This is a genomic window from Pararhizobium capsulatum DSM 1112 (genome assembly GCF_030814475.1).
Taxonomy (GTDB): domain Bacteria; phylum Pseudomonadota; class Alphaproteobacteria; order Rhizobiales; family Rhizobiaceae; genus Pararhizobium; species Pararhizobium capsulatum.
The window spans coordinates 1,392,694-1,418,642 of record NZ_JAUSVF010000001.1 but is presented as its reverse complement, the minus strand read 5'-3'; the positions used below and the strand labels follow the sequence as shown (position 1 = coordinate 1,418,642).

The 25,949-nt window shown below is 60.0% G+C and carries 18 protein-coding genes and 1 tRNA gene; 9 read left to right on the top strand and 10 right to left on the bottom strand.

Annotation, left to right across the window (positions count from 1 at the left end; translation table 11 throughout):
- Window positions 1–127 precede the first annotated feature (127 nt).
- The gene (locus QO002_RS06745) at window positions 128–838 is read left to right on the top strand and encodes a helix-turn-helix transcriptional regulator (protein WP_307227943.1); all 711 of its coding nucleotides are present in this window, start codon (window positions 128–130) and stop codon (window positions 836–838) included.
- Window positions 839–903: 65 nt separating this feature from the next.
- The gene (locus tag QO002_RS06740) at window positions 904–1,293 is read left to right on the top strand and encodes a response regulator (RefSeq protein WP_307227941.1); all 390 of its coding nucleotides are present in this window, start codon (window positions 904–906) and stop codon (window positions 1,291–1,293) included.
- Between the two features lie 78 nt (window positions 1,294–1,371).
- Here the strand turns inward: QO002_RS06740 and rirA are convergent, their stop codons facing one another.
- Complete coding sequence (gene rirA / locus QO002_RS06735; protein WP_307227939.1) at window positions 1,372–1,839, bottom strand: iron-responsive transcriptional regulator RirA; 468 nt, start codon at window positions 1,837–1,839, stop codon at window positions 1,372–1,374.
- A 303-nt stretch (window positions 1,840–2,142) separates the two neighbouring features.
- Here rirA and QO002_RS06730 point away from each other — a divergent pair, with 303 nt between their 5' ends.
- Window positions 2,143–3,144 carry a Fe(3+) ABC transporter substrate-binding protein gene (locus tag QO002_RS06730; RefSeq protein ID WP_370878542.1) on the top strand — a complete coding sequence of 334 codons (1,002 nt, stop codon included), beginning with the start codon at window positions 2,143–2,145 and terminating at the stop codon, window positions 3,142–3,144.
- Window positions 3,145–3,250: 106 nt separating this feature from the next.
- Here QO002_RS06730 and QO002_RS06725 read toward each other — a convergent pair whose 3' ends face one another.
- The gene (locus QO002_RS06725; RefSeq protein ID WP_307227934.1) at window positions 3,251–4,747 is read right to left on the bottom strand and encodes a CoA-acylating methylmalonate-semialdehyde dehydrogenase; all 1,497 of its coding nucleotides are present in this window, start codon (window positions 4,745–4,747) and stop codon (window positions 3,251–3,253) included.
- A gap of 106 nt (window positions 4,748–4,853) precedes the next feature.
- Between QO002_RS06725 and QO002_RS06720 the strand changes: the two genes are divergently transcribed.
- Both QO002_RS06720 and QO002_RS06715 read left to right on the top strand, forming a co-directional pair.
- Window positions 4,854–5,222 (top strand): putative quinol monooxygenase, encoded by a 369-nt coding sequence (locus tag QO002_RS06720; protein ID WP_307227932.1) that lies wholly within the window; start codon window positions 4,854–4,856, stop codon window positions 5,220–5,222.
- Window positions 5,219–6,100 (top strand): LysR family transcriptional regulator, encoded by an 882-nt coding sequence (locus QO002_RS06715; RefSeq protein WP_307227929.1) that lies wholly within the window; start codon window positions 5,219–5,221, stop codon window positions 6,098–6,100. Before QO002_RS06720 ends, QO002_RS06715 begins: the two co-directional genes overlap by 4 nt.
- 2 nt (window positions 6,101–6,102) lie before the next feature.
- On the opposite strand, the gene bcsN is transcribed toward QO002_RS06715, so the two are convergent.
- The 7 genes from bcsN to QO002_RS06680 all read right to left on the bottom strand — a co-directional run bounded on the left by bcsN (window position 6,103) and on the right by QO002_RS06680 (window position 15,831).
- Window positions 6,103–7,071, bottom strand: a complete 969-nt coding sequence (bcsN, locus tag QO002_RS06710; RefSeq protein WP_307227927.1) for a cellulose biosynthesis protein BcsN — start codon at window positions 7,069–7,071, stop codon at window positions 6,103–6,105.
- Entirely contained in the window at window positions 7,068–9,188 is a 2,121-nt protein-coding gene (locus tag QO002_RS06705; protein WP_307227925.1) for a tetratricopeptide repeat protein, read from the bottom strand. Before QO002_RS06705 ends, bcsN begins: the two co-directional genes overlap by 4 nt.
- Complete coding sequence (locus tag QO002_RS06700) at window positions 9,181–11,526, bottom strand: cellulose biosynthesis cyclic di-GMP-binding regulatory protein BcsB (protein WP_307227923.1); 2,346 nt, start codon at window positions 11,524–11,526, stop codon at window positions 9,181–9,183. The genes QO002_RS06705 and QO002_RS06700 overlap by 8 nt, the downstream gene beginning before the upstream one ends.
- Window positions 11,519–13,783, bottom strand: coding sequence for a UDP-forming cellulose synthase catalytic subunit (gene bcsA / locus QO002_RS06695; protein WP_307227922.1), 2,265 nt, complete (start codon window positions 13,781–13,783; stop codon window positions 11,519–11,521). Before bcsA ends, QO002_RS06700 begins: the two co-directional genes overlap by 8 nt.
- A 227-nt stretch (window positions 13,784–14,010) precedes the next feature.
- Window positions 14,011–14,916 carry a GGDEF domain-containing protein gene (locus QO002_RS06690; RefSeq protein ID WP_307227919.1) on the bottom strand — a complete coding sequence of 302 codons (906 nt, stop codon included), beginning with the start codon at window positions 14,914–14,916 and terminating at the stop codon, window positions 14,011–14,013.
- Window positions 14,917–15,091: 175 nt separating this feature from the next.
- A tRNA-His gene (locus tag QO002_RS06685) sits at window positions 15,092–15,168 on the bottom strand.
- Between the two features lie 216 nt (window positions 15,169–15,384).
- On the bottom strand, window positions 15,385–15,831 hold the full coding sequence (locus QO002_RS06680; protein WP_307227917.1) for a phasin: 447 nt from the start codon (window positions 15,829–15,831) through the stop codon (window positions 15,385–15,387).
- Between the two features lie 250 nt (window positions 15,832–16,081).
- Between QO002_RS06680 and QO002_RS06675 the strand changes: the two genes are divergently transcribed.
- Window positions 16,082–19,888, top strand: a complete 3,807-nt coding sequence (locus tag QO002_RS06675) for an ATP-binding protein (protein ID WP_307227915.1) — start codon at window positions 16,082–16,084, stop codon at window positions 19,886–19,888.
- 211 nt (window positions 19,889–20,099) lie between these two features.
- Window positions 20,100–21,734, top strand: a complete 1,635-nt coding sequence (locus QO002_RS06670) for an ABC transporter permease (RefSeq protein WP_307233201.1) — start codon at window positions 20,100–20,102, stop codon at window positions 21,732–21,734.
- Window positions 21,735–21,998: 264 nt separating this feature from the next.
- Here QO002_RS06670 and QO002_RS06665 read toward each other — a convergent pair whose 3' ends face one another.
- The gene (locus QO002_RS06665) at window positions 21,999–23,951 is read right to left on the bottom strand and encodes an acetoacetate--CoA ligase (RefSeq protein ID WP_307227913.1); all 1,953 of its coding nucleotides are present in this window, start codon (window positions 23,949–23,951) and stop codon (window positions 21,999–22,001) included.
- Here QO002_RS06665 and QO002_RS06660 point away from each other — a divergent pair.
- Window positions 23,950–24,126, top strand: a complete 177-nt coding sequence (locus QO002_RS06660) for a hypothetical protein (RefSeq protein WP_307227911.1) — start codon at window positions 23,950–23,952, stop codon at window positions 24,124–24,126. The two genes, QO002_RS06665 and QO002_RS06660, sit on opposite strands and share 2 nt — an antisense overlap.
- Window positions 24,123–25,946 carry an AsmA family protein gene (locus tag QO002_RS06655; RefSeq protein ID WP_307227909.1) on the top strand — a complete coding sequence of 608 codons (1,824 nt, stop codon included), beginning with the start codon at window positions 24,123–24,125 and terminating at the stop codon, window positions 25,944–25,946. The genes QO002_RS06660 and QO002_RS06655 overlap by 4 nt, the downstream gene beginning before the upstream one ends.
- The last annotated feature ends 3 nt before the right edge of the window (window positions 25,947–25,949 follow it).

Genomic DNA, 25,949 nt, shown 5'->3' with positions numbered 1-25,949 from the left:
TCCCACTCCCATCACATCTTCGCCCTCTCCCAAATTCATCTTCTGGTTTCAACCCGTGAAGCAGTTGCTTATCGTCAGACGCAAGCTAAACTCGCATTGCGTGCGTTAAGGAGGGAGCTTTCGATTCGTGGCAAATCTGGTGAAAAATCATCGGCGTTACGACTTCGACAGCGATCTTGAGAAGGCGTTGAATCGTGTGGATTTCTTCCGCATTTTTCACACCATGACCCTGCGCTTCGGATTTGAGCACTTCGGCATCCTGCAGTTGGGCAACGAAGCCGACGCCTGCATGCTCTCCAATCGTCTGGCGCTGCACGACATGCCTTCAGGGCTGGCCGAGGAATATGACAAGCGCCATCGTTTCGGCGATTCCGTTGTCTTTCGGAGCCTGCACAAGTCCGCCATATCCTCCGTATGGAAATCCGACGATCCGCATCTCGGCAATGGCAGCAATCTTCTGGCCCAGCTGGGCTTCGATATCCTGCTTTGCGTGCCGGTCCACGGCACGAACGGCGCCCGTTATGCCGTGCTGTTCCTCGGAGATATCGAGGATATCTCCCGGCAGGAACATTTCGAGCTCTGCTACGACGCAACCTGTGCCTTCGACTATTTTTACCGCCAGGTGCTCTCGAACAAGACCGGCCTTGGCCTGACGCCCCGCGAAACGGAAATCCTGCGCTGGATTTCCCATGGAAAAACGGCCAGCGAGATCGCCTTGATCGTTTCCGTCTCGGAACACACCGTCAATTCGCATACGGCAACGATTTTGAAGAAGCTCGATGTGGTCAATCGCACCCAGATGGTGGCGAAGGCGATCCGCGAGCAGATCATACAGTAGTCAGCCCGGCGCAATGCCGATCCAAGCATCCAGCCCTTTCAGTAACCGGAACGATCAAGATACAAATGATAGAACCGATCCATATACTGCTCGTCGATGACGATCCGGCTGAAAACCTCATCCTGCGCGGCTTGATCAGGAAAGTCACCGCTATCAAGATCGAGCTGCACTACTGCGAGACGATCGACGATGCGCTTTCCTTCATCACGTCCGGAAAGCCGGTCTCCATGGTCCTGATGGACAATCGCCTTCAGCCGCAACGGGACTTTCGCGAGACCGTTCCTGCCATGCGCCAGAGCGGCTTCATCGGCCCGATCGGCGTCATCTCCTCGTCGCTGGCCGACCCCTACTTCCAGAAATTCGAGGACTATGGCGTGGACTTCCGGCTGGACAAGGCCGAGATGGACCCCACGGCGATCGAATTCATCCTGCGCGAGTACCTTAGCCGCGGCTGAGCAACGCGTCACCATTCTACAAAACGACAAAGGCCCGGCAAACACCGGGCCTTTGTCATTTTCCATGCAAAGAAGCTATCAGGCTGCAGCGATCTGCGCCTTCGGTGGCGCGGCTTCGAGGCCGAGCAGGAAGTTGATCTGCGGGCGAGCCTTGACCAGATCATCGATCGTGTACCGCTGAAGCACCTCGAAGAAGGCGTTGAGCGCCTTGCGCAGCGCAGCATTCAGACCACAGCTGTCAACGAGCGGACAGTCGATCTCGCCCGCCTCGAAACATTCCGCCATGGCGAAGCTGTCTTCGGTGACTTTCACGATATCGAAAAGCGTAATCTGATCGGCAGGTCGCGGGAGACGCACGCCACCGTTTCGGCCGCGCACGGTCTCGACCAGTCCCGCCTTGTTAAGCGGCTGCAGTATCTTAAACAGGAAAAGCTCGGACACGCCGTAAGCCCTGGCGATTTCCGGAATGCGGCTGAGATGGCCGTCATTTGCAGCGCAATACATGAGCATGCGGACTGCGTAATTCGTTTGCTTTGTCAGGCGCATCATATACTCCGGCTTGGGATAACGGCGCGAAGACCTCCTCAAGTCTCGCAGTCATCGCCCCTTGTTGCAGGTGCGCGCACAGGAGAATCCCGTACAAACACCACGGTTCTATATAGGGCTTAAGATAGTTTGGAACAATTCCAGAAACACAGAAAAATCATATTGCCGTGAAAGCCCCACCCTCGCTGTTGACGCTCAACATAGCACTCGGCAAAAGATGATCAATTGAGTTAGGTTAGAAATCAATCTGTGGGAGAAAACAACATGGCACGAACAGGAACCCGCGCCGCCATCCTGTCGCTGATGGCTGCCGCTGCATCGGCAAGCCACGCGCTGGCGGACGGCGAGGTCAACATCTACTCCTATCGCCAGCCGGAGCTCATTCAGCCGCTGCTCGATACATTCGAGAAGGAAACAGGTATCACCCCGAACGTGCTGTTTCTTGACAAAGGCCTCGTGGAACGCATCCAGGCTGAGGGCGCAAACTCGCCTGCAGACATCATCCTGACGGTCGATATCGCCCGGCTGACGGAGGCCAAGGAAGGCGGCGTCACGCAGCCGGTCAACAGCGAGATCATCAATAAGGACATTCCGGCCAATTACCGCGATCCAGACGGCGACTGGTTCGGCCTGACGACGCGCGGCCGCGTCGTCTATGCCTCCAAGGAACGCGTTGCCCAGAACGATATCACCTATGAGGAACTGGCCGATCCGAAATGGAAGGGCAAGATCTGCACTCGCGACGGCCAGCATTCCTACAATATCGGCCTGTTCGCATCGATGATCGCCCATCACGGCGAAGCTTATACCGAAAAGTGGCTGACGGACCTGAAGAACAACCTTGCGCGCAAGCCTGATGGCACGGATCGTGACCAGGCCAAGGCCATCTATGCCGGCGAATGCGACATCGCGCTCGGCAACACCTACTATGTCGGCCTGATGATGACCGACGAACTCGAGCCGGAACAGAAGGATTGGGCAGGCGCGATCAAGGTGCTCTTCCCCAATGCCAAGGATCGCGGCACGCATGTCAATATCTCGGGCATGGCGCTCGCCAAGAACGCCCCGAACAAGGACAACGCCATCAAGCTGATGGAATTCCTCGCTTCGGGAGAAGCTCAGCACATCTATGCGGAGCAGGTCTTCGAATATCCGGTCCTGCCGGGCTCCGAGCCGGCGGACATCGTCAAGTCCTTCGGACCGATCAAGCCGGATCCGCTGCCGCTTGCCGATATCGCCGCCAACCGCAAGAAGGCTTCCGAGCTGGTGGACAAGGTTGGCTATAACGACGGGCCGGCGATGTAATTCGTTATCGCCCTCTGGAAATAGCAACGGCAGCGACCGTGAGGACGCTGCCTTTTTATTTGCAAAACAAGAAAAGGCCTCCGAAGAAGCCCCTCCCCGCATAGCTTTACTTCATCGTCGGCATGACGAATTCCGCGCCGTCCTTGATGCCCGAGGGCCAGCGGCTGGTGATCGTCTTGGTGCGGGTCCAGAACTTGAACGAATCCGTGCCGTGCTGGTTGAGGTCGCCGAAGGACGAGGACTTCCAGCCACCGAAGGAGTGATAGGCCAACGGAACCGGGATCGGAACGTTGACGCCGACCATGCCGATATTGATGCGCGAGGCGAAGTCGCGGGCAGCATCACCGTCGCGGGTATAGATCGCTACGCCGTTGCCGTATTCATGGCGCATCGGCAAATCGAGGGCTTCCTCATAGTTCTTGGCGCGAACGACCGAGAGAACGGGGCCGAAGATTTCGGTCTTGTAGATATCCATGTCCGGCGTGACGTTGTCGAACAGGCAGCCACCGACGAAGTGGCCATTTTCATAGCCCTGCAGCTTGAAATCGCGGCCGTCGACGACCAGATTGGCGCCTTCTTCGACACCCTTGTTGATCAGGCCGAGAATGCGCTCCTGGGCTTCCTTGGTGATGACCGGGCCCATGTCAGCCTTCTCGTCCGTGTAAGGACCGATACGCAGGCTTTCGACCATCGGGGTGAGCTTAGCGATCAGGCGGTCGGCGGTTTCTTCACCGACCGGAACCGCAACGGATATCGCCATGCAGCGCTCGCCGGCCGAGCCGTAACCCGCGCCCATCAGGGCGTTGGCAGCCTGGTCGAGATCGGCATCCGGCATGATGATCATGTGGTTCTTGGCACCGCCGAAGCACTGGGCGCGCTTGCCGTTCATCGCAGCCGTGCCGTAGACGTAGCGCGCGATCGGCGTCGAGCCGACGAAGGAAACGGCTGATATGTCCTTGTGGGTGAGGATCGCATCGACCGCACCCTTGTCGCCGTTGACGACGTTGAGGATGCCCGCCGGCAGGCCGGCTTCGATCATCAGTTCGGCAAGGCGCATCGGAACGGAGGGATCGCGTTCCGATGGCTTCAGGATGAAGGCGTTGCCGCATGCAATGGCGGGCGCAAACATCCACATCGGGATCATGGCCGGGAAGTTGAAAGGCGTGATGCCCGCACCGATGCCGACAGCCTGGCGGATCGAATACATGTCGATGTTGGGGCCGGCGCCTTCGGTAAATTCGCTCTTCATCAGGTGCGGCGCACCGATGACGAATTCGCAGACTTCCAGGCCACGGATGATGTCGCCCTTGGAATCCTCGACCGTCTTGCCGTGTTCGCGCGAAAGTATCTCGGCAAGCTCATTCATGTTGTCGTTCAGAAGCTGAACGAACTTCATGAAGACGCGGGCGCGACGCTGCGGATTGGTGGCAGCCCAGGCCGGCTGAGCCGCCTTGGCATTTTCGACAACGGCTGCCAGTTCCGCGTCGCTTGCCAGCGCCACGGTACCCTGAATTTCGCCGGTCGCCGGATTGTAGATATTGCTCGTGCGTCCGCTCGTGCCGGCAACGCGCTTGCCGCCGATGAAATGGCCGATCTCGTACATGGGTATTCCTCCGTGTTTTGGTGGGCGGATACTACGCTTCAATTTGCACAAATCAATGGAATGAAATAAGCATCCGTTGTGCAAAAATTGAAGTCGTGAGGGTGTCATGATGAACGGCAAGATCGTCAGGATTGCGGAGCTGGAAATCGATCCGATACATCTGAAGGCCTATCGCGCGCTCCTTGCGGAAGAAATCGCGGCGTCGATCGATAACGAACCCGGCGTTTTGATGCTGCACGCCGTCTCGGAGAAGAACCGGCCGGAGCAGATCCGCATTCTGGAGGTTTATACGAACCTAGACGCCTATCAAGCGCATCTCCGGACGCCGCATTTTCTCAAATACAAGACCGGCACCGCCGAAATGGTGAAGGCACTGAGACTGGTGGATGTCGATCCGGTGATGATGCGCACCAAAGCTCTGGATGGCCCAATGTCCTCTTTCTCGGAAGATGGCAGCCAGGGCACAAACACATGAACTGGGATGACGTCCGCATCTTCCTCGCCGTGGCCCGTTCCGGCCAGATCCTGGCGGCCTCCAAGCGGCTGGGTGTCAATCATGCTACCCTTTCGCGCCGGCTGACGGCGCTTGAGGAGGCACTGGCGACGCGGCTGTTCGTCCGTCGCACCAATGGTTGCGAGCTGACCGCGGAAGGTGAAATCTTTCTGGGCTCGGCCGAACGGATGGAAACGGAAATGCTGGCTGTACAGGCCAATCTCGGCCGCACCGATGCGGCGATTGCCGGCGTCGTGCGGATCGGCGCCCCCGATGGCTTCGGCGTTTCCTTCCTCGCACCGCGGCTTGGCAAGCTCACTGAGCGTCACCCCGAGCTTCGCATCCAGCTCGTTCCCGTCCCCCGCTCCTTCTCGCTCTCGCAGCGTGAGGCCGATATCGCCATCACATTGGAGCGCCCGAAACAGGGACGGCTCGTCTCCTCGAAACTGACCGACTATACGCTGGGGCTTTATGCCTCACACAGCTATCTCGCGAACAACGGAACGCCTCTCTCCGTCGAGGACCTGAAGGCGCACCGTCGGATCGGCTATGTGGAGGACCTGATCTTCACGGCTTCGCTCAATTTCACCGGCGAAATCATGCGCAGCTGGGATGCCAGCTTCGAAATCTCCAGCGCGACCGGACAGACGGAAGCCGTTCGCTCCGGGGCTGGCATCGGCATTTTGCACGACTATATCGCGCGCCAGGCAACCGAGCTGGTGCGGGTGCTTCCGGACGTCAAAATCCGCCGCGCCTATTGGACCACATTCCATGAAAGCGCGCGCGATCTCGTCAGAGTGCGCACTGTCGCGGACTTTATCCAGGAACTGGTGGCCGCGGAACACGCGATCTTTCTGTAGAGCTATTTGGTGTTCGCAATCAGCAGCTTGCCGGGAAGAGGAACCTGCGACGCGCTTTCGACGGCTTCGACCGATTGTTTGTTGTTTTCTTCCTCCGTTTCAGCAAGAGCCGCAGCGTCGCCCGGCATTGGTACCTTGACGGCATTGATGACGGCCGCCGGCTTTTCGGGCGGTTGTTCTGCAGCGGCAACTTTGGTCTGGATCGGCCTCGCCTCCCTTTCGGGGGCGACCCCCGGCTGCTGTTCCTCGACGACCACTGCGGACGTGACCTCCCGGCGCGCCATGCGCGAACTTGCCGGTATTTCGGCGGCAAACATCTCGATATCGGAAGCCGCACCCGTTCCAGCAGCCATCTGCAAACCATCGATGGTATCGGTATCGATCGGTCTCAGGCGCAGCCCCCTCATCAGACCGACGATCTTCTCCTCCGATGCGGACGTGCTGCAATACCGCAGCCGGAGAGCTGCGGCACGCGTATGTCCAGAGAAAGATGGCTTTTCCTGCTGCGGCGTGACCTGCCAGGCATAGAGGCAGCTACCGTCCCCATTGCCCGGCAGAGCGCCGGTGGCATAACCGAAGACACCATAGGCGTTTTCGCCGATCGCCGGGTTGATGGCCATGCGGACACCCGGCAGCACCCTGCGCATCTCGGCGACGACGGCCGCACGAGACGGCGCACGGCTTGATTTGCCGGAAGCCCCGGCCGAGACGGTCAGGAGGTTTTCGCCCGGTATGGTGGTGGCGTTGGGATAGACAATGACCTGTTCGGCCTTGCTGTCCAGCACGGTCTGGCGCACCGACGACGCACCGCCGGCAACGGGCAGCACGGCAAGCGCCAAATCCCGGGAGACCGAGCTCGAAATCGCAGGCCCGCCGGCCTTCGGCGCGCTCGCATTCAGGAAGGGATCATCGACGCTGGTGCAGCCTGAGACAATGAGCGCCAGCAAACCGAAGGACAGATATTTCATCATTGGCGGCCTCCCATGTCGCTGGTTACGGCAAGACCGCGTGCGACGCCGGCATCGGCCATATGTTCGCTCAGCCGGCGGAACACCTGATTGGCGACGCCCCGGTTTCCAAGGTGGTAGTATGCCCAGCCGCGCAACTGGCTGAGATCAGCCGGCTCGGCGATCAGTCTCGCGCGGGCATTCAGCACGTCGAGTGTCTTCTGGTATTGCTTGGCATCGAAAGCCGCTCTTGCGCGCTGGACGTAGATTTCAGCCCGGATTTCGCGATCCCTTGCCGGCGTCATGCCATAGGTCGTCAGGATTGCCTCGGCGTCGTCGGTGAGCTTGGCCCTCAGCAATGTCAAAGCCGTGCCATAGGCGGCATCCATCTCTCCCTTGTCGCCGTTCTTCAAGGCAACGCCGAACGTGGCGCGTGCTTCGCTGAGACGGTCGAGGCTCAGATAGCACCAGCCGCCGATCAAGGCGGCATCGGAGGTCAGCTGACCGCGCGCCTGAAGGTTCATGATATCGGCAACACAATCGCCATAGCGCTTGGCTTGGAAATTGCGCAGGTAATTGGCCTGGATGACGGCACGCGGGCGGATTACATCCGACGCCTGACGGCCCTTCGGCGGCGCGGCCGTTTTGATTTCGGCCCAGATATCCGGATAGGCCGCAGCATATTTTTCCCGCAGCGCGGCATAGTTCGTCTTGTCGGTAAGCCGTAGGTAGGAAAGCGCCAGCCCCTTCACGCGCGCCGCGGCCGGTTTCCAGTCCAGCGACTTCTGGAACCAGGCGGCTGACGCCTCGTACTGCTTGGAGTTATAGGCATACCAGGCGAGAATTTCGGCGTGGTCGGCATTGAGCGTCTGCAGGATCGTGGTCGAATAGGAGGCGACGATCTTCTCGTCGATCGTAGCCGCTTCGGGCTTGGTAAAGCGGAGCGACAGGGCGTTCATCAGGAATTCCGGATCGGCCGACAAATTCTCAAGATGATTGGCGGCGATCTCGTAGGCCTCTTCTTCCAGACTTTGTGCAGCAAGGCTGAGATAAAGCCCCTTGGCATTTTCGCCATCGGCCTTCTTGTCGAGCGCCTTCTGAAACCAGTCGGCCGCGACGGCGGGTTGCTTGATCTTCAGATAATACCAGCCAAGCAGCGCCATATCCTCGCTGCGCGGGGTCTTGTCGGTTGCCTCGACCAGCGGGGCAAGCACGTCATCGGGAAGCGGCTTGGTCTGGGCGGTATCCGCGTTGAAATCGGCGACAGACTTGCGTAGCAGGTCGAAGGAGACCGGCTGCAGGGCAATCTGCAGCGACGGCGTCGTCGCCAGCCGATCGATGACGGACTTCACCTCATTTGCCGGGAAATCGCGTACGGCTTTCTGCAGCGTCGTTACCAGTTGTTCATCCGGCAGGCGGGCATCGTCCTTGCGCAGCAGAATGCCGCGATAGACATCGGCCAGCGGCTTTTTCATGCCGGTTGCCGAATAGGCATCGACCAGCATCCAGAGAAGATCGATCTCTTTTTCGCTCGAAGGATCGAGCGCCGTGCCGGCATTGATGACACCCGTCCAGTTCTTCTGTTCGGCCGCTTCCACCATCAGCACGCGCTGCTTCTTGCGGGCAAGCTTGGTTGAGAAATCCGCGGTCGGCTCCCAATCCGGCGTTTCCGTCTTGCGGCGGATCATCTCCGCATCGATGCCGGTGAAATCGCCCTTGTCGAAAAGGGTCCAGAGGGCGCTTTCGTCGGTGCCGCGCGCAGCCTTTGGCAAGAAGACGTCCTCAGGGATTTCGAAACCCGGATATTTCAGCCGCAGACGTTCGGTCTCGGCCGAAACCCGGTCTTCCCTACCCTCGTCGGTATAGTAGTAGAGAGCGGCAAGCTCAACATCATTCGGCTTCATCGGGTCGTCGGCGACCGCTTCATCCGTGATGGCGACGTCTGAATCAGCGGTTGCACGGCTGGAAACAGCCGATGTGATCGCCTCATCCACGAGCCGGAAGGACCCGGCCGCTTCCGTCAACAAGGCGGCCGAGTCTTCCGCCCGCGTCAGCACTGGCATGAAGAAGGTGACGGCCGACAGCAGGGTTGCAAGATGTCCGGCGCGGATGGCGCTGGATCCCCTGACGATCTTACTCATTGTCAGACTGCGCTCCCTTACGCGGAATGATCCAGCCGAGCCACAGGGCAAAAAGGCCCATTGAGGCGACGATCAGCAGGACATAGAACTGGAAATTGTCGGAGAACCACGCGGCGGCGAGGCGACGCAGGTTGCCGGGACTGCGATCATCGACGCCGGTGATGAAGCGGCTTGCGGCAGGCAAAGCGCGTACATCGAGGCTTGCAGCTTCTACCGCGACGGAACCGCCGTCGAGACCGTTCCAGACGGCCGGATCGACCAGCCGCTGAACGCCGGTTGCGAGATCGGAGGGGGACGGTGCACGAAGAACCGTCCACGTCGCCTCTCCTGTTGCCGATGGCTGCTGCGACAGCGTGACGAGATCATCCGTCGCGCCATGGGACGCCAGCGGACTTTCGTTGTCCTGATAATTGAGCCAGGTGCTGAAGCGGCTTGTCGCGCGTGCCGCCCATTCGCCGACCAGTGTGGTAGCGGAACGATCGCCGTTCGGAACCTCCGTCGATTTGCGAAAGGCATCAAGTAGTTCGGACGAATTATCGACGCCGTCCCCGGTTGAAGCGACCGTCTCTGTATCGCCATCGACGATTGCGGCGGTGCGGAAGGGGTCGAGGCCCGTGTCGTCATCATCGAAGTTTTCCGAGAACGCCGTCTTGCCTGCGGTGCCGAGATCGGCAAAGGCATTGTCGGTCGAGATGATGAGGGCGTTGCGCGCCGGTGAAGCCTTGCCCTTGCCCAGCTGGATTGCCGCCGAAAGCGGGCTGCCGGCGGAAATGGCAAGCCGCGATAGTACGGTCAAAGCGGCACCGACGGATTTTCCATCCGGTCGCTCGATCACGACATCGAAGGGCTTTCCTTCGTTGAAGGGATAGGCATTACCAGTGAGTGCCGCGATATCCGGCAGCCTTCCGACCCGCGCCAGCGCCGGCACGGAGATTTCCGTCTTGTCGAGCAGCACGAACCGGGGCTGGTCATCCTTGCGTGCATCCGGCGCACAGGCGGCATCCGCCTCGATCGGCAGCTCGGCGATGAGTTCAATCTTGTTGACGCCGGGGCGGAAGGCGCGCAGGGGCAGCTCGATCAGCTTGCCATCGAACTGCTCCCCTTCCGTCTTGCGGAACGGATAGCTGGTGACGACGCGATCATTGATGCGGACAAGGAACTGCGCAGTATATTTCAGGCCCGGCGATGTCGCGGCATGCAGCTTCAACCCGATGGTCGCATAATCACCAGGATAAAAATCCGACGGCATTACCATGTCGAAACCGGTGCGCGACAGGCGGCCGGCAAAAACACGGCTTTCGTAACCGGCATCGGAAAGCCGGTAGGTGGTCGAAGGCTGCACGGTGATGCGACCGTGGTTGGCCGTGAGCAGGCTTCTATCCAGGCTTGCCTTCATCGGACCCCGGATGGCGGAAAGCAGGCGGCTATCCATATCGGCGCGGGTTGCGCCATGCAGGCCGACCACGGCCCGGTCGGGCTCGCCGGCCTCTGCAACGACAAGGCCGTAACCGAGGGACCGGCCAGCCTCTGGTATCAGCCGGCGGCTGCGATCAGAGAAAGCATAGAGATCGATACCGGGGCCGGTCCCGGACTTGTCGGCAACGGTGACGCTGATGTCGTCGCGGCCGAGGAACAGGGCCAATGTCTGCAGCATCGGGGCGGCGTCGTTGAGGATTTCCGCATTCAGCGCCTGCGGCACGACCAGACGGATATCGGTCCGTCCAGCCGCATTGCGGGAAACCGTCAGCAGATCATCAGGCGTGTTGAAATGCCGGGCGCCACCGGCGACGAAACCAGTCTCGCGTGGATTGAGCTCGGTCCAGAGTTCATAGGTCGCTTCGAGCGAGCAATCGACGCGGTGATGCTGGCGCGCCCGGATATCCACCTGATTGCGGCCCGCGACGAGCAACTGTGGATCGAGTTTTATATCGGTGCGTTTGAACCCGTTGGGGGCAACGATCGGAAAACTTCCGGCCGGCTTTCCATTGACCGTTACATCAATGACGGACGTATCCGGCAGCACGGAAACGGCGTTGCGATAGGATAGCGCCAAGGTGCCCCCCGCTGCGGCCTGGGGTTTCGAGAGAAAGAAGGTAAAGCGGCCGGTATCGTCCTCACCCGCAAGCTTGAACGATGCCGACGACTGCTCGAATGGCAGGAGGCCGGGCTGGCGGCTGTCTAGGGCTGGAGACGGGGCAGGGCGCGTGGAGAGAATGCCTTCGCTCTCGCTCGGCTGGGCGCCGACAGCGATTGGAGCCTCGTCGAGCAGGCTTTGCGCCCGGGCCGAAGCGCCGGTCAGCAGCGTCAGGGCCAGAACAGTGGTGAGCACCTTAGCCATAGAGCTGGCCTCCCTGCAGAACTGGTGTCGCTTCTTCCGGGCGCGGTGCTGACGGCAAGGGCGTTATCTTGTTGTCGTTCAGCACCAGAGGCGCATCCTCGAAGGATTTCGCCATGGTCTCGCGCACGAGACCGGCGCTGTAGCGGATGGCACGCAACGATTCCGTGATGCTCCAGAGCGCAAAGCGGGTGGTGCCCCAGAAGAAATTGCGGCGGATCTGGCGGCGCACGAGACGATCCTGCAGCACCGACTGGTCGGAATACATCAACTCGGCAATGGCCATCACCGTCTTCGGGGTGCGCTCGCTATAGGCGAAGCCGGCGATTGTCGTTCCGTTCGTGACCCGCCGCGACCGGCAGACGACATCGAAGCAGATCGCCTGCCCACCCCGGCGGAGTTCAACCTTTGCCTTGGTGGCGGCGGAAGCATCGAGTTTCGGTGTGCCATCGACAAACTCCACCGAGATACCGCCACTGGAAGCGTCCTGAATGATGACGGTATGATTTTCCTCACCGATATGGATGAGCGCATGGCGCTTGACCGGCAGGCGCTGGTTGCGGCGAAGCTCACGCCGTTCGGCGATTGCCCCGAGGGCCGCGCCGGCAAGACCGAGATTGATGAGGTTCCACATGGCGACGATCATCAGAAGTTCGCCCGCGACCGGCTCTGTCAGCAACCGGTAGCCGGAATAGAGAGCAGCAGCGAGCAGCAGGAAGAAGATCGCGAAATAAGGGGCAGCGAGCGGCGACAGCATGCTCTTGTCCAGTGTCTGGCCCTTGGCCGTGACGTTGAAGGTCGGCTTGCGCGGGTTTCTGATCACGCTGATGATGCTGCCGAACAGGAAGACAGCCTGCACATATTCGTAGAGCTCGGAAATCCACGGCCAGCGCACGCGGCCATAGAGATAGCTCTGCATGGCGAACGAGCTGATGAGGTAGGTCACCGCATAGGAGGCGAACTCCAGGATATTGGCGCGGTAGATTTCCAGCGAGAAGAAAATGTAAAGCAGCGGCGAGAACATGAAGGCCAGCCGCGAGATCGGGAACAGCCAGAACATGTTGATGCCGGCGTAGCAGATGCGCTGCGGGATCGTCAGGCCTTTTGCGAGGAACGGTCGCTTCAGGATCAGGATCTGCAACATGCCCTGGCACCAGCGGGCGCGCTGGCCGATGAAGGAGACGAAGGTTTCCGGCTGCAGACCTGCGATCAGCGGCTTGTCGACGTAAACGCTGTGCCAGCCCTGGCAATGCAGCGAAAGGGCGGTTTCGCAATCCTCTGTTATCGACTGGCCGGAGAAACCGTCTGTCGTTTCGAGCGCCGCACGGCGCAGGACGGCGGCCGAGCCGCAGAAGAAGGAGGCATTCCACTTGTCGAGCCCGCGCTGCAGGATCGAATAGAACATCTCGTTTTCCGACGGCATGCGCGCGAAGGTCTTGAGGTTCTTTTCGAGCGGATCGGGATTGAGGAAGTAATGCGGCGTCTGGACGAGGAACAGCTTTTCGTCCTTGGCGAAGAAGCCGACAGTCTCGCGCAGGAAGTCGCGCACCGGCGCATGGTCGGCATCGAAGACGACGACGAGTTCACCGGTCGAGATCTTCAAACCTTCGTTGAGGTTTCCGGCCTTGGCATGATCGTTCTTCTTGCGGGCGTGGTAGGTTACACCCATGGCGGTGCATAGTGCCTTCAGCTGCTCGTGACGAGGGATTGCAGCAACCGAGACGCGTGGATCCTTGTGGGTGCGTTTGGCCTCGGTGCCGCCGTCATCCAGCAGGAAGATGTTGAGCTTGTCCTTGGGATAGGCCATCGATTTCGCCGCGGCGAGCGTGATGGCGAGAAGCTCGGCATCCTCGTTGTAGCTCGGGATGAAGACATCGACGGTCGGCAGGCTGGCGGTTTCGCCCATCTCCGGCGTCTTGCGCTTCACCGGCGCGAGGACCATGAAGAAGCTGATGGCCAGCATCGCCAGACAATACATCTCGGCGAGATAGAGCAGGAAGCCGGGAATGAAATTGAGCGGCTCGGAAATGTCCGGCAGCGTCTCGGTGGTGCGCCAGAATCCGTAGCGCAGCGCGATGATGCTGGCGAAGACGAGGGTGATGACGCGGAAGGTGGGGTTTTCGGGACGGGTCATGCCGATAAACATGACACCCAGGACGGCGCAGCTGAGCATAAGCTGTGCCTGCAAACTCATCGGCAGCAAAATAAGCAGCAAGCCGAGCGCTCCGGCGGGAACCGCCAGAAATTTAATGCACTTCATGTGCTCTGTACCCCATCGTCATATCAGGCGGCGCTTCATGCGAGCCGGTTCTACATCGAACGACCTGAACCTATTGGCCAAGGGTCAACAGAATCCTAATGACGGGGTTGCGTGCGAAAAGCGCACAGGATGAGGTAAATATAAGGTTTACAAATAGCTTCAAGATATGAGGGGTTTAGAGGGTCATTTCTGCCCCGTTTCCCCTTCGAATCCAGGGTTTCCGCGCCCTACCGCCTGCCGCGCATGGAATCATCCTTCGGATTGGCGCTCCCCCAGTGGACCGTATTGCGGCCGGCTTTCTTGGCCGCATAGAGCTGCTGGTCGGCAGCCGCCATCATGTCCTCAAGCGTCTGGTTGCGGGCATCGCCGCAGTAGACGCCAAAGCTCGCCGTGACGCGGCCAGCAACAAGAGGCGGAACGGTTTGTACTGCCAAGCTTTTGCGCAGCCGCTCCGCAACGGCAACCGCATCCTGCGCGGAGGTACGGGGAAGAACGACGCAAAATTCCTCGCCGCCAATACGGGCTGCGGCATCATAGGGACGAAGATTCTGCTCGATGGTTGCACCCGCGGCAATCAGAACCCTGTCGCCGATTTCATGGCCGAACTCGTCATTGATCGATTTGAAATGATCGAGGTCGAAGACAATGATCGAGACCACTTCGTTCTCGCGGGCGGCGCGTATGACTTCGAGCGTGCCGATCTCCTTCATCCACCTGCGGTTTCCAAGGCCGGTCAACATGTCTGTGGATGCCTGCACGCGAAGCTGGGAGAGCGTCGCGTCGAGATCGGCAATCAGCTTGGTAACACCGTTGGCGACGACGCCGACCTCATCGCTTCGAGCGCTCGATATCTGCGGCACCACACCCACGGCGCGGTACTTCTTCATTGCCTCGGCCACTTCATGAAGCGGCCGCAGCAGCATCCACACTGCCGTCAGGCTGAATACCGTCCCGACGAGGGTCGCTGCGACGATCGCGCCGAGGACCGGCATGGGATTGTTATCGAAGCCCCAGAAAAGATAAATCACCAGCGCCAGCAGCGGGATGTGGGTCGAGACAAAGCAGACAGCGAAAATCTTGAGGGTAAGCGACGATCCGATCTTGGAGGCAGCCGTGGAAATGGTCGGTTTCATTGCTGTTTCCCTTTTTGCAGTCAAATCGCCCCACACTCTATAATCGGGAAGAAAGCTTGGTTTAAACAACCGTCAAATTTTTGTGGAGTTCAAGCCCGATATCGCGAAACGATGCGATAGATGGAGCGGCACGGCCGTCAATCCATATTTTTGGGGGGAATAAATGTGGAAAGAATGGTACGGTTGGGGGGTCTCGAACCTCCGACCTCAGGTGCCACAAACCTGCGCTCTAACCAACTGAGCTACAACCGCACAACAACAAGCGCTGTCGCGCTTTCGGAGGTGCAATACGAGCAGTCCGATTTTTTTGCAAGCCTTAACTTGCGGCCTGCCGTGAAAAAAACGGCTATACAGCAATCCGGCTTTCGTCTTTCGAATACTGAAGCGGCCGCACGCTCACGCGCCGTCTCAACAACAAGGCCGCCGCTTTCATGCGACGGCCTTGTTCTATTGCGGAAACGAAAGTGCCTACTTCTTGAAGGTCGATATCGCCTTTTCGGCGGCATCCTTGCTGGGCTTCGCGACGCTTTCAGCAACCTTCTTGGTGGCTTCCTGCATCGACTTCGCCTGCTCCATGGCAAGCTCTGCCTGCTTGCGGATGAAGGCAGTCTGGAGTTCGAAGAGTTCCGACAGCGACTTTACACCGAGCAGCGCTTCCATATGCGACAGGGAGCTTTCAGCATTGGTCCGCAGCGCGTCGATTGCCTTCAGGCCAAGCTCGACCGTGCCGGACTGGGCACTTTCAAGCGTCGCTTCGACCGTCTTCGTCGCATCCTCTGCTGCCGTCTTCATCTTGGCATAGGCTTCCTTGGACTGGGCGACACCCTTTTCCGCGAAATCGCGGAAAGCGTCGGTGGCCTTCGCCGGGTCGAAAGCATTGAGAGAAAATGCGTCTTCGGTCTTCTTGGTAGCCATGTCATGCGCTCCTTGGTTTGGACCCTCACCTGAGGCATCCACTGTAATCGATACGGCTCATATAATCCATTCCATTGTGCAATGCAATATATTGTGCATTGCACAATTTACAATGCTGCCGCGTTAACCTTGCGCGGCGAAAGCCTGTCCGCTCGACCGGGAAAGCTGGACCCTTCGGTCCGCGCTCGCTATTCTCTTAATAGAGTATTAACAATCCGGCCGTAGGACGGCGCCGCCGACAGGTTCGCTGATGCCCGCAAAATTCTACCCCTTTATCGATATCGCCGTTCACGAACGGGTGCGGGAGCATTTCACTCGTGGTGACGCGGCTGTGCTGTTCTCACCGGACATGGGCAGCATTCTCTGGTCAAACGGAGCGGGGGCAGCGCTTTTCGGATTCGATTCCGTTTATGACTTCCTCGATCTTGGTGCTGAACGCAGCGACGTGGCTTTTCGCCAGCTCGCAGCAGCCGCGCGCCAGCTGGGCCGCAGCGGCGATCACCGGACATTCCTTATGCGGCTTGCATCGGGTTTCCGGAGCTTGCCTGTCAACGCTGCCGTCGAGATGATCACCGTGCGCCCAGGTGAAACGGCTGTTCTTTTTTCTGCGCCAAGCGTCGGCAAGCGGCAGTCCTTGACCGAAAATGCCCGGCGGATGATTTCCGGCCTCGACGATCCGGATACCCATATGGCCGTTCTGGATGCAGACGGCACGGTGCTTGCTGCATCCGGCGGGTTCGCCGGCCTTTCCATGACGCCGCAAACCTGCCAGGCGCTCGTGTCAGCCGCAGCGCGCGATCCCGATTGGCTGATCAAGCGGCCGGTCGCAACAGGCAAAGGCCATCTGCCGGCGGCAATCGGCAAGCTGTCCGACGATCCGGCGCTGCATCTGCTGTTCGCCGTCGAGACCATTCTCGGCAATATGGATCCCGACGAGACGTTTGCACCGGCCACGGTTGCAACCATCGAAAATGCTGAACATACCGCAGAACTCCCGGCCCTGAACGCGCAGGTTCCCGAATCAATCGAGGATGCGGCCGAGGTCCACGAAGAGCTGGAACTTGATCAGCGGCTAGACATCCCCGTCGAAACTTTCGAGCTCGAAACATCAGAGCTCGAATCGACCCCGGCTGCGACGGAAGCCGACGAGGCGCAGACAAACACAACCCCTGAAACTGAAAACACCGACCTCCCGGCGGAGGCGCAATCCGAGCCGGTAACGGAAGCGGACGAAACACCGCTGGAATCCGCGTTCACCTCGGAAGGCTTCGAGCAGGAAGTCGAGACCGTTGTGGAGCCGGAAGCTATTGCCGCTGATGATCAGGCGATCATGGCAGATGTCATCGAGGCGGAAAGCATTGCACCGGCAGACGACGAAACCGTTGAAGCGAACGAACCACCTCCGCTGCCGGAAGACGACGCTGCTCCTGTTGCTGAACCTGAACTTCTTGCAGATATCGCACCGGTTGCGGACGATCATGCGAGCGATGAGAGCCCTGCCCTGGAGGCTGAAGTCCCACCTGCTGAGGGCGACACTGCCGAAGCCGCTTCCGCAATTCCCCAGGATGACGAAGGCTTCCGCTTCGACCCGCGCGGACGCGCGGTCCGGTTCGTCTGGAAGATCGATGCAAACGGTCGCTTCAGCGAGATATCCGAAGAATTCGCAAGCGCTGTCGGTCCGCGCGCAGCCGATGTCGTCGGGCGCAGCTTCGCGGATCTTGCCGCCCGCTACGGCCTCGATCCAGACAGAACGATCATCGACCTCTTGAAGCGGCGCGACACATGGTCCGGCAAGACCGTATTCTGGCCTGTCGAAAACGAAGCGCTGGTCGTTCCGGTCGATCTCGCGGCCCTGCCGACGTATTCACGCAACCGCGAATTCGACGGCTTCCGCGGCTTCGGCATCGTGCGTGTCGCCGATGCTATCGACAGCGGCCGTCCGGTCGAACTGGAATTCGAGCCTTTGCCGGCAGACGAACCCGAAACGACTGAGCCCGTCGCTCAAGACGAGATGGCCATCCCGGAGATGCTGCCTGCGGATCAGCCAACGACATCAGAACCGAAAATCACCTCCGGTGATGCCGATCTTTTCGCGGACCTCGTCTCGTCGGAAGATGACGAGACGGAGCAAAACGAGGATCCCTTCCGGGGCGAGCGACCGGCGCTCTGGCTTTCCGAAAGCCCGGGCCGCCGTGCAAGCGACAAGGTTGTTGAACTGGATTCCCATCGCAAGACCACGGGCGAGACGCTGTCGCGCACCGAGCAGGCGGCCTTCCGCGAGATTGCGCGGCAGCTTGGCGAGAGCGTCGAAAAACGTGTTGCTGCATCGGAGGAAGCCACCGAAAACGCAAGCCCTGCCGATCCGTTCACCGGCCTTGAAAAGCGACCCCGCACGCCGATCGAAGCCGACGATTTCGCTGGCATCAACGTCGAAGCGGCACCGCAAGCTTCCGCTGATGACGAGGACGTGCCGGCCGAAGAGGAGGCTCCGTCCGTCGCCGCGCCGATCGCTGTCGTTCCTCCGAGGAATAGCGAAGGGGCCGGTCTGACAGCGGAGATCGTCGATGGCCTGCCCGTGGCGCTGCTGATCCATAGCGGCGACACGCTTTACCACGCCAATCCGGAATTCCTTACCCTGACGGGTTTTGACAGCCTGGATGCGTTGAACGAAGAAGGCGGGATCGACGCCCTGTTTGCCGGAGACGAAGACGGGCTGGCGGACCTGCCAACCGGCACGATGATGCTGCTTCGCAACGACGGCCGCATGCTGAACGTGACGGCGCGCCTGCAATCGGTTCGCTGGGAGGAAAAGAGCGCGCTGCTGCTGGCGTTGGCACCGATCTCCACATTTGCGGCTGCACCAACCGCAGAACAGCCAGCGGAACCCGAAGAAGCGCCGGCACACCACATCCCGGAAACGGATACAGGCGCCGATGCGCTGCATATGCAGATCGAGGAACTTCAATCCATCCTCGAAACTGCGACGGATGGCGTGGTCGTCATCGGCGCCGATAACGAGATCCGCACGCTGAACCGTTCCGCGAGCGCTCTCTTCAACTATGACGACGAGGAAATTCGTGGCAAACCCTTTGCCTCGCTCTTTGCCCATGAAAGCCAGAAGGCTGTCATCGACTATCTTTCGGGACTTTCCGGCCATGGGGTGGCAAGCGTGCTGAATGACGGGCGCGAGGTCATCGGCCGCGAAGCTTCCGGCGGCTTCATTCCCCTGTTCATGACGATGGGCAAACTTTCGTCCTCGAATGGCTATTGCGCCGTTATCCGCGACATTACCCAATGGAAGCGCACCGAAGAAGAGTTGCGCAGCGCCAAGCGTGCCGCGGAAACAGCCAATGCCCACAAGACCGATTTCCTGGCGAGAATCAGCCACGAGATCCGCACGCCGCTCAACGCGATCATCGGCTTCTCCGATATGATGGCGAGTGAACACTTCGGCCCGATCGGCAATCCGCGCTACGTCGAATACGCCAGCGACATCGGCCGCTCCGGTCGCCATGTGCTCGATATCGTCAACGATCTGCTCGATATCTCGAAGATCGAGGCGGGCGAGATGGAGCTGGAATTCAGCGCTGTCGAGATCAACGAGGCCGTGTCGGAAGCCGTTTCGCTGGTGCAGCCGCAGGCCAACGGTCAGCGGGTGATCATTCGCACGTCGCTTTCAACCGCGGTGCCGAATGTGGTTGCCGACAGTCGCTCGATCAAACAGATGGCGCTCAACATCCTGTCCAATGCCATTCGTTTCACCCCCTCCGGCGGCCAGATTGTTGTTTCGACAGCCTATGAAGCCAATGGCAGTGTGGTGCTGCGCATCCGCGACACAGGCATCGGCATGACCCGCACCGAGCTTGAACAGGCCATGAAACCGTTCCGACAGGTGACGACCGGGGTTCGCAAGCGGGGCGACGGCACCGGGCTTGGCCTGCCGCTCACAAAGGCGATGGCCGAAGCCAACCGGGCGCAATTTTCGATCAGTTCCACCCCCAACGAGGGAACCCTGGTCGAAGTCAGCTTCCCCTCCCAGCGTGTGCTTGCCAACTGACTATGGCCTGCGGGAAGCGATTTCAGCGTAAATGGTGATTTCGCTGCCCTTCTTTATCCGATAGGAATGTCGGCAGTAGAACGGGCAAGACACGCCGATGCGGCCACCATCGCCACGATGCATCCGCGCCAGAGAAGTTGATAAAGTGCAGACAGAAACCTCAGTCGCCGCGGTGGCGCGTCCAGCCGGTACCAAGGCAAAAGGGCGAGGTATCGCCGGCGGCCATCCGGGACTTGCAGCCGCCGCCGTCCTTGCCTGCACCATTGTTCTCGTTCCAGTCGTTGCCATCATATGGCTGGCCATTTCCGGTGGCGGCAGCGACTGGCCGCATCTGATGGCAAACGTCATTCCGCGCGCGACCATACGAACACTGTCGCTGGTGGCGATGACGGGAACGGCAACCTGCATCACCGGCATCATCACCGCTTGGCTGATCGCAAGCTGCGACTTTCCCGCGCGGCGCTTTTTCTCCGCCGCTCTGGTGCTGCCGCTCGCGATCCCCGCTTATCTCTCTGCCTATGCCTTTGGCGAGCTCTTCACCTTCACGGGGCCGATTCAGTCGCTTCTACGATTTTTCATCGGCTTCAAGACCAGCCGCGACTATTGGTTTCCTGATATCCGATCCCTCGGCGGCGCTGTTCTGGTGCTGAGTTCCGTTCTTTATCCGTACATCTATCTGGCCTGCCGCTCGATGTTTCTGATGCAGGGGCGCGCGACAGCTGACGTGGCGCGCACGCTTGGGGCTAGCCCCTGGCGAGTGTTTCTGAAAGTCCAGATTCCCATGGCGCGCCCGGCGATCATGGTCGGCCTGACGCTGGTTGCCATGGAAACGCTGAACGACATTGGCGCGGTGGAATTCCTGGGCGTTCAGACCCTGACCTTCTCGATCTTCGATACCTGGCTGAACCGCGGCAGCCTTGCTGGTGCGGCCCAGATTGCCTGCATCATGCTGGTCTTTGTGGTGTTGCTGATGCTCATCGAACGCGCTGCGCGGCGCCGGCAGCGCTTCTCCAGCCAGAAGACGACGGCGGCCGTGCACGACGCCGTGCGGCTCAAGCTGAAAGGCTGGCAGGCAGGTGTGGCCGTCAGCATTTGCGCCCTGCCGATCCTGCTCGGTTTTGCCGTGCCGTTCCTCGTGCTTGGCGACTATGCGGCAAAGCGACTTCACCAGCTTTTTGAGCCGCGGTTGCTGAAGGCGCTGATCAACAGCATTTTCGTCTCGGCGACCGCCGCCATCCTGACTGTGCTTCTCGGCTTCGTCCTTGCCTATGCTGCCCGCACCAGTCGCTCGCGTCTGATCACCATTGCAGGACGCCTCTCCTCCATCGGCTACGGCGTGCCGGGAACGGTGCTCGCCATCGGGGTGCTGTTTCCGCTTGCCGGTTTCGACAACGGGCTGGATGCGTTTCTTCGGCAGCATGCCGGCATCTCGACCGGTCTCCTGCTGTCGGGAACAGGCTTTGCCATCATCTATGCCTGCACGGTGCGGTTCCTGACGATGGCGGAAGGCTCCATTGAAGCCGGTTTCCAAAAGCTTTCCCCGCATCTCGACATGGCCGCCCGCACCCTTGGCCGCAACGGCAGCCAGACGCTCTGGAGCGTGCTCATCCCGATGATGCGACCGGCGGTGCTTTCGGCCGCCCTGCTCGTCTTCATTGAATCGATGAAGGAGCTTTCCGCGACGATCATGCTGCGGCCCTTCAATTTCAACACGCTGGCGACGCTTGTCTACGAGCAGGCCTCCCGGGCAAAGGTCGAGGACGCTTCGGTCGCGGCGATGATCATCGTCATTGCCGGGATGATCCCCGTCATTCTGGTGTCACGCTCGCTCGACCGTGCTCACTGAGCGGCAGCTGAAAAAAAGGCAGCCACTGAGGCTGCCTTGAGTTTGAATGCTAAACGTCAGCTCGAGGGGAAAGGACATCATGTCAATGTCGGCAAGAGCCGAAAGCCAATCCCTGCATCGGGCGGCCTCAAGTTGAGATCAAAATGCGCCGCCATCCGTAAACAAAACCTTTCCAGCAACCCCACCAGTTTTCGTAGTTTCCGCCAAGCTTTACGAAGTGGTTAATTCGGAAAGCCCGAAAACCTTAACGGCGGCGCCGGAAAATCAGGCCTTCAACTCAGCCAGATCCGCATAGAGGTCCAGGGCCTCGGGATTGGCCAAAGCCTCCTTGTTTTTCACCGCTCGGCCATGAACAACTTCGCGGACGGCAAGCTCGACAATCTTGCCGGACTTTGTGCGCGGGATATCCGAGACCGCGATGATCTTGGCAGGCACATGCCGTGGCGAGGCTCCGGTGCGGATCTTCGTCTTGATCGTCTTGACCAGATCATCCGTCAACGTCTGCCCGGCGGCAAGCCGCACGAAAAGCACGACGCGTACGTCATCGTCCCAGTCCTGACCGATGCAAAGTGCCTCCTGCACCTCATCCAACTGCTCGACCTGATTGTAGATCTCGGCCGTGCCAATCCGCACACCACCCGGATTGAGCGTTGCGTCAGAGCGGCCGTGGATGACGAGGCCTCCATGCTTGGTCCACTCGGCGAAATCGCCATGGCACCAGACATTGTCGAAGCGCTCGAAATAGGCGGCGCGATATTTCTGACCTTCGGGGTCGTTCCAGAACATCACCGGCATCGAGGGAAAGGCCCTGGTGCAGACGAGTTCGCCCTTTTCTTCGCGGACCGAATGACCTTCGTCATTCCAGACATCGATCGCAAGTCCCAGCCCCGGCCCCTGGATCTCGCCGCGCCAGACGGGCTTCAGGGGATTGCCGAGGACGAAACACGAGACAATGTCCGTCCCCCCGGAAATGGAGGCCAGCTGGACATCAGGCTTGATGCCCTCGTAGACGAACATAAAGCCTTCGGGCGCCAGGGGCGATCCCGTGGATGTCATCAACCGCAACGACGAAAGATCATGGGTCGAAACCGGCGTGTAGCCACCCTTTCGAACGGCATCAATATATTTCGCCGAGGTGCCGAAGACTGCGAAGGCTTCTTCCTGCGCGTAGTCGAAAAGCACGTTGCCGCTCGGATGGAACGGCGAGCCATCGAACAGGCAGAGTGTGGCACCAACAGCGAGCCCGGAAGCCAGCCAGTTCCACATCATCCAGCCACACGTGGTGAAGTAGAAGAGCTTGTCGCCCTCTTTCAGGCTGCAATGGAAACGGTGTTCCTTCAGGTGCTGCAGCAGGGTGCCGCCCGCCGAGTGGACGATGCACTTGGGAATACCGGTCGTGCCGGACGAGAAGAGAATGTAGAGCGGGTGCGAGAAGGGCAATCGTTCGTATTCAATCAGCCCCGCCTGGAAAGGCGCGATGAAATCGCCAATCGTGCAGCCAGCCTCCAGCGAGGCGGCAAGCTCCTGCGTGCCGCCGACATAGGGCACAACGACCGTCGGCGCGCCAAGCCCGCTGGCGATGGCGCCAACCTTGGCGGCGATATTCTGCTTTTTGCCGGCATACCAGTAACCATCGCAGACGATGAAGAGGCTGGGCTTGATCTGGCCAAACCGGTCCAGCACACCCTGCTCGCCAAAATCCGGCGAACAGGAGGACCAGATTGCGCCGATGGACGCGGTTGCAAGCATGCAGGCAAAAGTCTCGGGCATGTTCGGCATCATCGCCGCAACGCGGTCGCCGTTGCCGATACCCGCAGCCTTGAAGGCCTGTTGAAGGCGGGAAACCAGCGCGCGGAGTTCGTTCCAGGACATGCGGCTCTTCACCTTGTCCTCACCCCAGAAAACCAGCGCATCTCCCTCTCCCGAAAGGCGCAGGAGATTTTCGGTAAAGTTCAGCGTCGCATCAGGAAAAAACCGGGCCGCAAGCATGTCGTCGCCGTTGATCAGCGCCCGCTCGCCGCGATCGCCCTTCACATCGCAGAAATCCCAGACGGCCGCCCAGAAATCGGCACGCTCCTCCACCGACCAGGCATGAAAGGCATCGACATCCTCGAATTCTTTCGAAAAACGGTCGGCGCACCAGTCCATGAACGCTTTCAACGGCGTTTCGGCGATAAATTCCCGCGATGGAACCCACAGGGGGCGATCTGCTTGCATGCGTTTCCTCCACTCCAACCGTCGCCGTTATACCATGCTGCAATGCAAGATAAAGGGTTGCGGAAAAAGCGTGCGCCTGGATGCGACGCAGGCCTGCCGCGGATTTGATTTCTTCTTCCTGAAAGCATATCCAGAGCTCGGTAACCTTGGCGGAGACACGAAAGAGTGGAAATGACGGAATTCCTTCGATCTTTTGCCGCCCGCGAGAGATGGATGGGCGTGCTGCGCTCACCGGCATTCCGCTGGACGGTCGCAGGTATCCTGCTGTTCTTCGTGTTGATCAAGGTCGCCCTGCCGCTTTTCGTCTCGACGGCCAACATCAAGGACAATATGGAGGCAGCGCTTTCCCGCTGGGCGGGCGCCCGTGCCACCATCGGCGAGGCAGCGAACGTCAGCTTCTGGCCTGGGCCGACGCTTACCCTGTCCGACGTGCGTTTTGAGACGCAGGATGGCACCGAGCGACTGGCGACCGTGAAAGCGATCACTGCGGACTTCGATCTGCTCGCAGCGCTCAGCGGGCGTCCGGTCTTTTATGATTTCCACCTTGTAGAGCCGGTTCTCTCGGTTCGGCGCGATAAAGACGGAAAGTCGAACTGGCCTACCCCCCCTTGGAGGAACAGTTCCGTTGTCGCTGATACCAGACCGGAAAGTCCGGAGGGCGAACCAATCGGCGAGATCGTCATCGACAACGGCACGGTCGATATCGAGGATGCGGTCAGCGGCCGCAGCACCCGCCTGGAATATATCTCCGGCACGATCGCATGGCGGACACCGGTGGCAAAGCTGAGCGCCAGCCTGACAGCGATCGTCAACGGGGAACCGATAGACCTTACTGTGAGCTGCGATGCGCCGATGACGTTCCTGGCAGGGCAAGAAAGCGGGTTGCGCGTGTCGCTCGGCTCTGGCCCGCTGCATCTGAGTTTCGATGGCAAGGGCACGGCGGGCCGCTATCCCGGTATCGATGGCGACTTGCAGATCACCACTCCGTCGCTCTCCGGGCTCGCTCACTGGCTTGGCGTGCCGGGGCCGACCGCAACACCCTCCTCACCGCTGTCCATCGAGACGACAGTCAGCGGCGCGAGCAGCGGCATCAAGATGGACAATCTCGTGCTGGCGCTCGGAGGCGACAACGCGACGGGCCTTCTGGATCTGTCGCTGCGTCCCGATGCCAAGCCCAAGATCAACGGCACACTCGCCTTCGATGGGCTCCACACGGAGGGGCTTGCGACACTTTTCCTCTTCCCCTTGCAGACCAATGTGGAAGTATCGGCCGCTCCCCGGCTCCTCGATCAAATCGATATCGATCTTCGGCTTTCCGCACACAGCGCAAGCTACGGCTCGGTGACATTGACCAATCTTGCGGCCGGCATCATGGCCAGCGAGGGCAAAGCCTCGCTGGATGTCGGCGACAGCGGTTATGCAGGCGGCTCGCTGAACGGCCGGCTTGCCGCTTTTGATGGCGGCACCAAGGGCGGTGAAATGCAGGTCTCCCTTAGGGATGCCGACCTGACGGCTCTTGCCGCAAGCTTCGGTCTACAGGGGCCGATGCTGCAGGGTCAGGGTATACTGAGCCTCAACCTCTCGACTGAGAAACCGCTCAATGGGGTAACGATCCGCGATGCAAACGGCGATATTCGCTTCAGCGGCGGGCGCGGGGTGCTTTCCCATTTCGATGCCGAGGCGTTTCAAAGCCTTGTCGCGCAGGGCCGCTTTTTTGATTCTTCCGCCACGAGCAACGGCACCTTCCCGACACAATCCTCCGAGATTGTCGCAACCCTCAAGGAGGGCGTGGCAACACTGGAGAAGGCGGAGATCCGAGGTGACCAGAAGACGCTCATCCTGACAGGCGTCATTCCCTTCCACACCAACGGGCTGGCGCTGGCAGGCTCGCTCACGGCGAACGACGGCTCCGAGCCTGCCGCCCGCTTCTTTGCCGGCGGCTCCTGGCCGAATGCGGTTATTTCGCCGCTTGCTACCCTGCCGAGCCAGCCCTAGAGG

Bases quoted from the DNA above. Each gene is read 5' to 3' on its own strand.
- QO002_RS06740 (WP_307227941.1), top strand. From the start codon at position 904: ATGATAGAACCGATCCATATACTGCTCGTCGATGACGATCCGGCTGAA.
- rirA (WP_307227939.1), bottom strand. From the start codon at position 1,839: ATGCGCCTGACAAAGCAAACGAATTACGCAGTCCGCATGCTCATGTAT.
- QO002_RS06730 (WP_370878542.1), top strand. From the start codon at position 2,143: ATGGCTGCCGCTGCATCGGCAAGCCACGCGCTGGCGGACGGCGAGGTC.
- QO002_RS06725 (WP_307227934.1), bottom strand. From the start codon at position 4,747: ATGTACGAGATCGGCCATTTCATCGGCGGCAAGCGCGTTGCCGGCACG.
- QO002_RS06720 (WP_307227932.1), top strand. From the start codon at position 4,854: ATGATGAACGGCAAGATCGTCAGGATTGCGGAGCTGGAAATCGATCCG.
- QO002_RS06715 (WP_307227929.1), top strand. From the start codon at position 5,219: ATGAACTGGGATGACGTCCGCATCTTCCTCGCCGTGGCCCGTTCCGGC.
- bcsN (WP_307227927.1), bottom strand. From the start codon at position 7,071: ATGATGAAATATCTGTCCTTCGGTTTGCTGGCGCTCATTGTCTCAGGC.
- QO002_RS06705 (WP_307227925.1), bottom strand. From the start codon at position 9,188: ATGAGTAAGATCGTCAGGGGATCCAGCGCCATCCGCGCCGGACATCTT.
- QO002_RS06700 (WP_307227923.1), bottom strand. From the start codon at position 11,526: ATGGCTAAGGTGCTCACCACTGTTCTGGCCCTGACGCTGCTGACCGGC.
- bcsA (WP_307227922.1), bottom strand. From the start codon at position 13,783: ATGAAGTGCATTAAATTTCTGGCGGTTCCCGCCGGAGCGCTCGGCTTG.
- QO002_RS06690 (WP_307227919.1), bottom strand. From the start codon at position 14,916: ATGAAACCGACCATTTCCACGGCTGCCTCCAAGATCGGATCGTCGCTT.
- QO002_RS06680 (WP_307227917.1), bottom strand. From the start codon at position 15,831: ATGGCTACCAAGAAGACCGAAGACGCATTTTCTCTCAATGCTTTCGAC.
- QO002_RS06675 (WP_307227915.1), top strand. From the start codon at position 16,082: ATGCCCGCAAAATTCTACCCCTTTATCGATATCGCCGTTCACGAACGG.
- QO002_RS06660 (WP_307227911.1), top strand. From the start codon at position 23,950: ATGCGTTTCCTCCACTCCAACCGTCGCCGTTATACCATGCTGCAATGC.
- QO002_RS06665 (WP_307227913.1), bottom strand. From the start codon at position 23,951: ATGCAAGCAGATCGCCCCCTGTGGGTTCCATCGCGGGAATTTATCGCC.
- QO002_RS06655 (WP_307227909.1), top strand. From the start codon at position 24,123: ATGACGGAATTCCTTCGATCTTTTGCCGCCCGCGAGAGATGGATGGGC.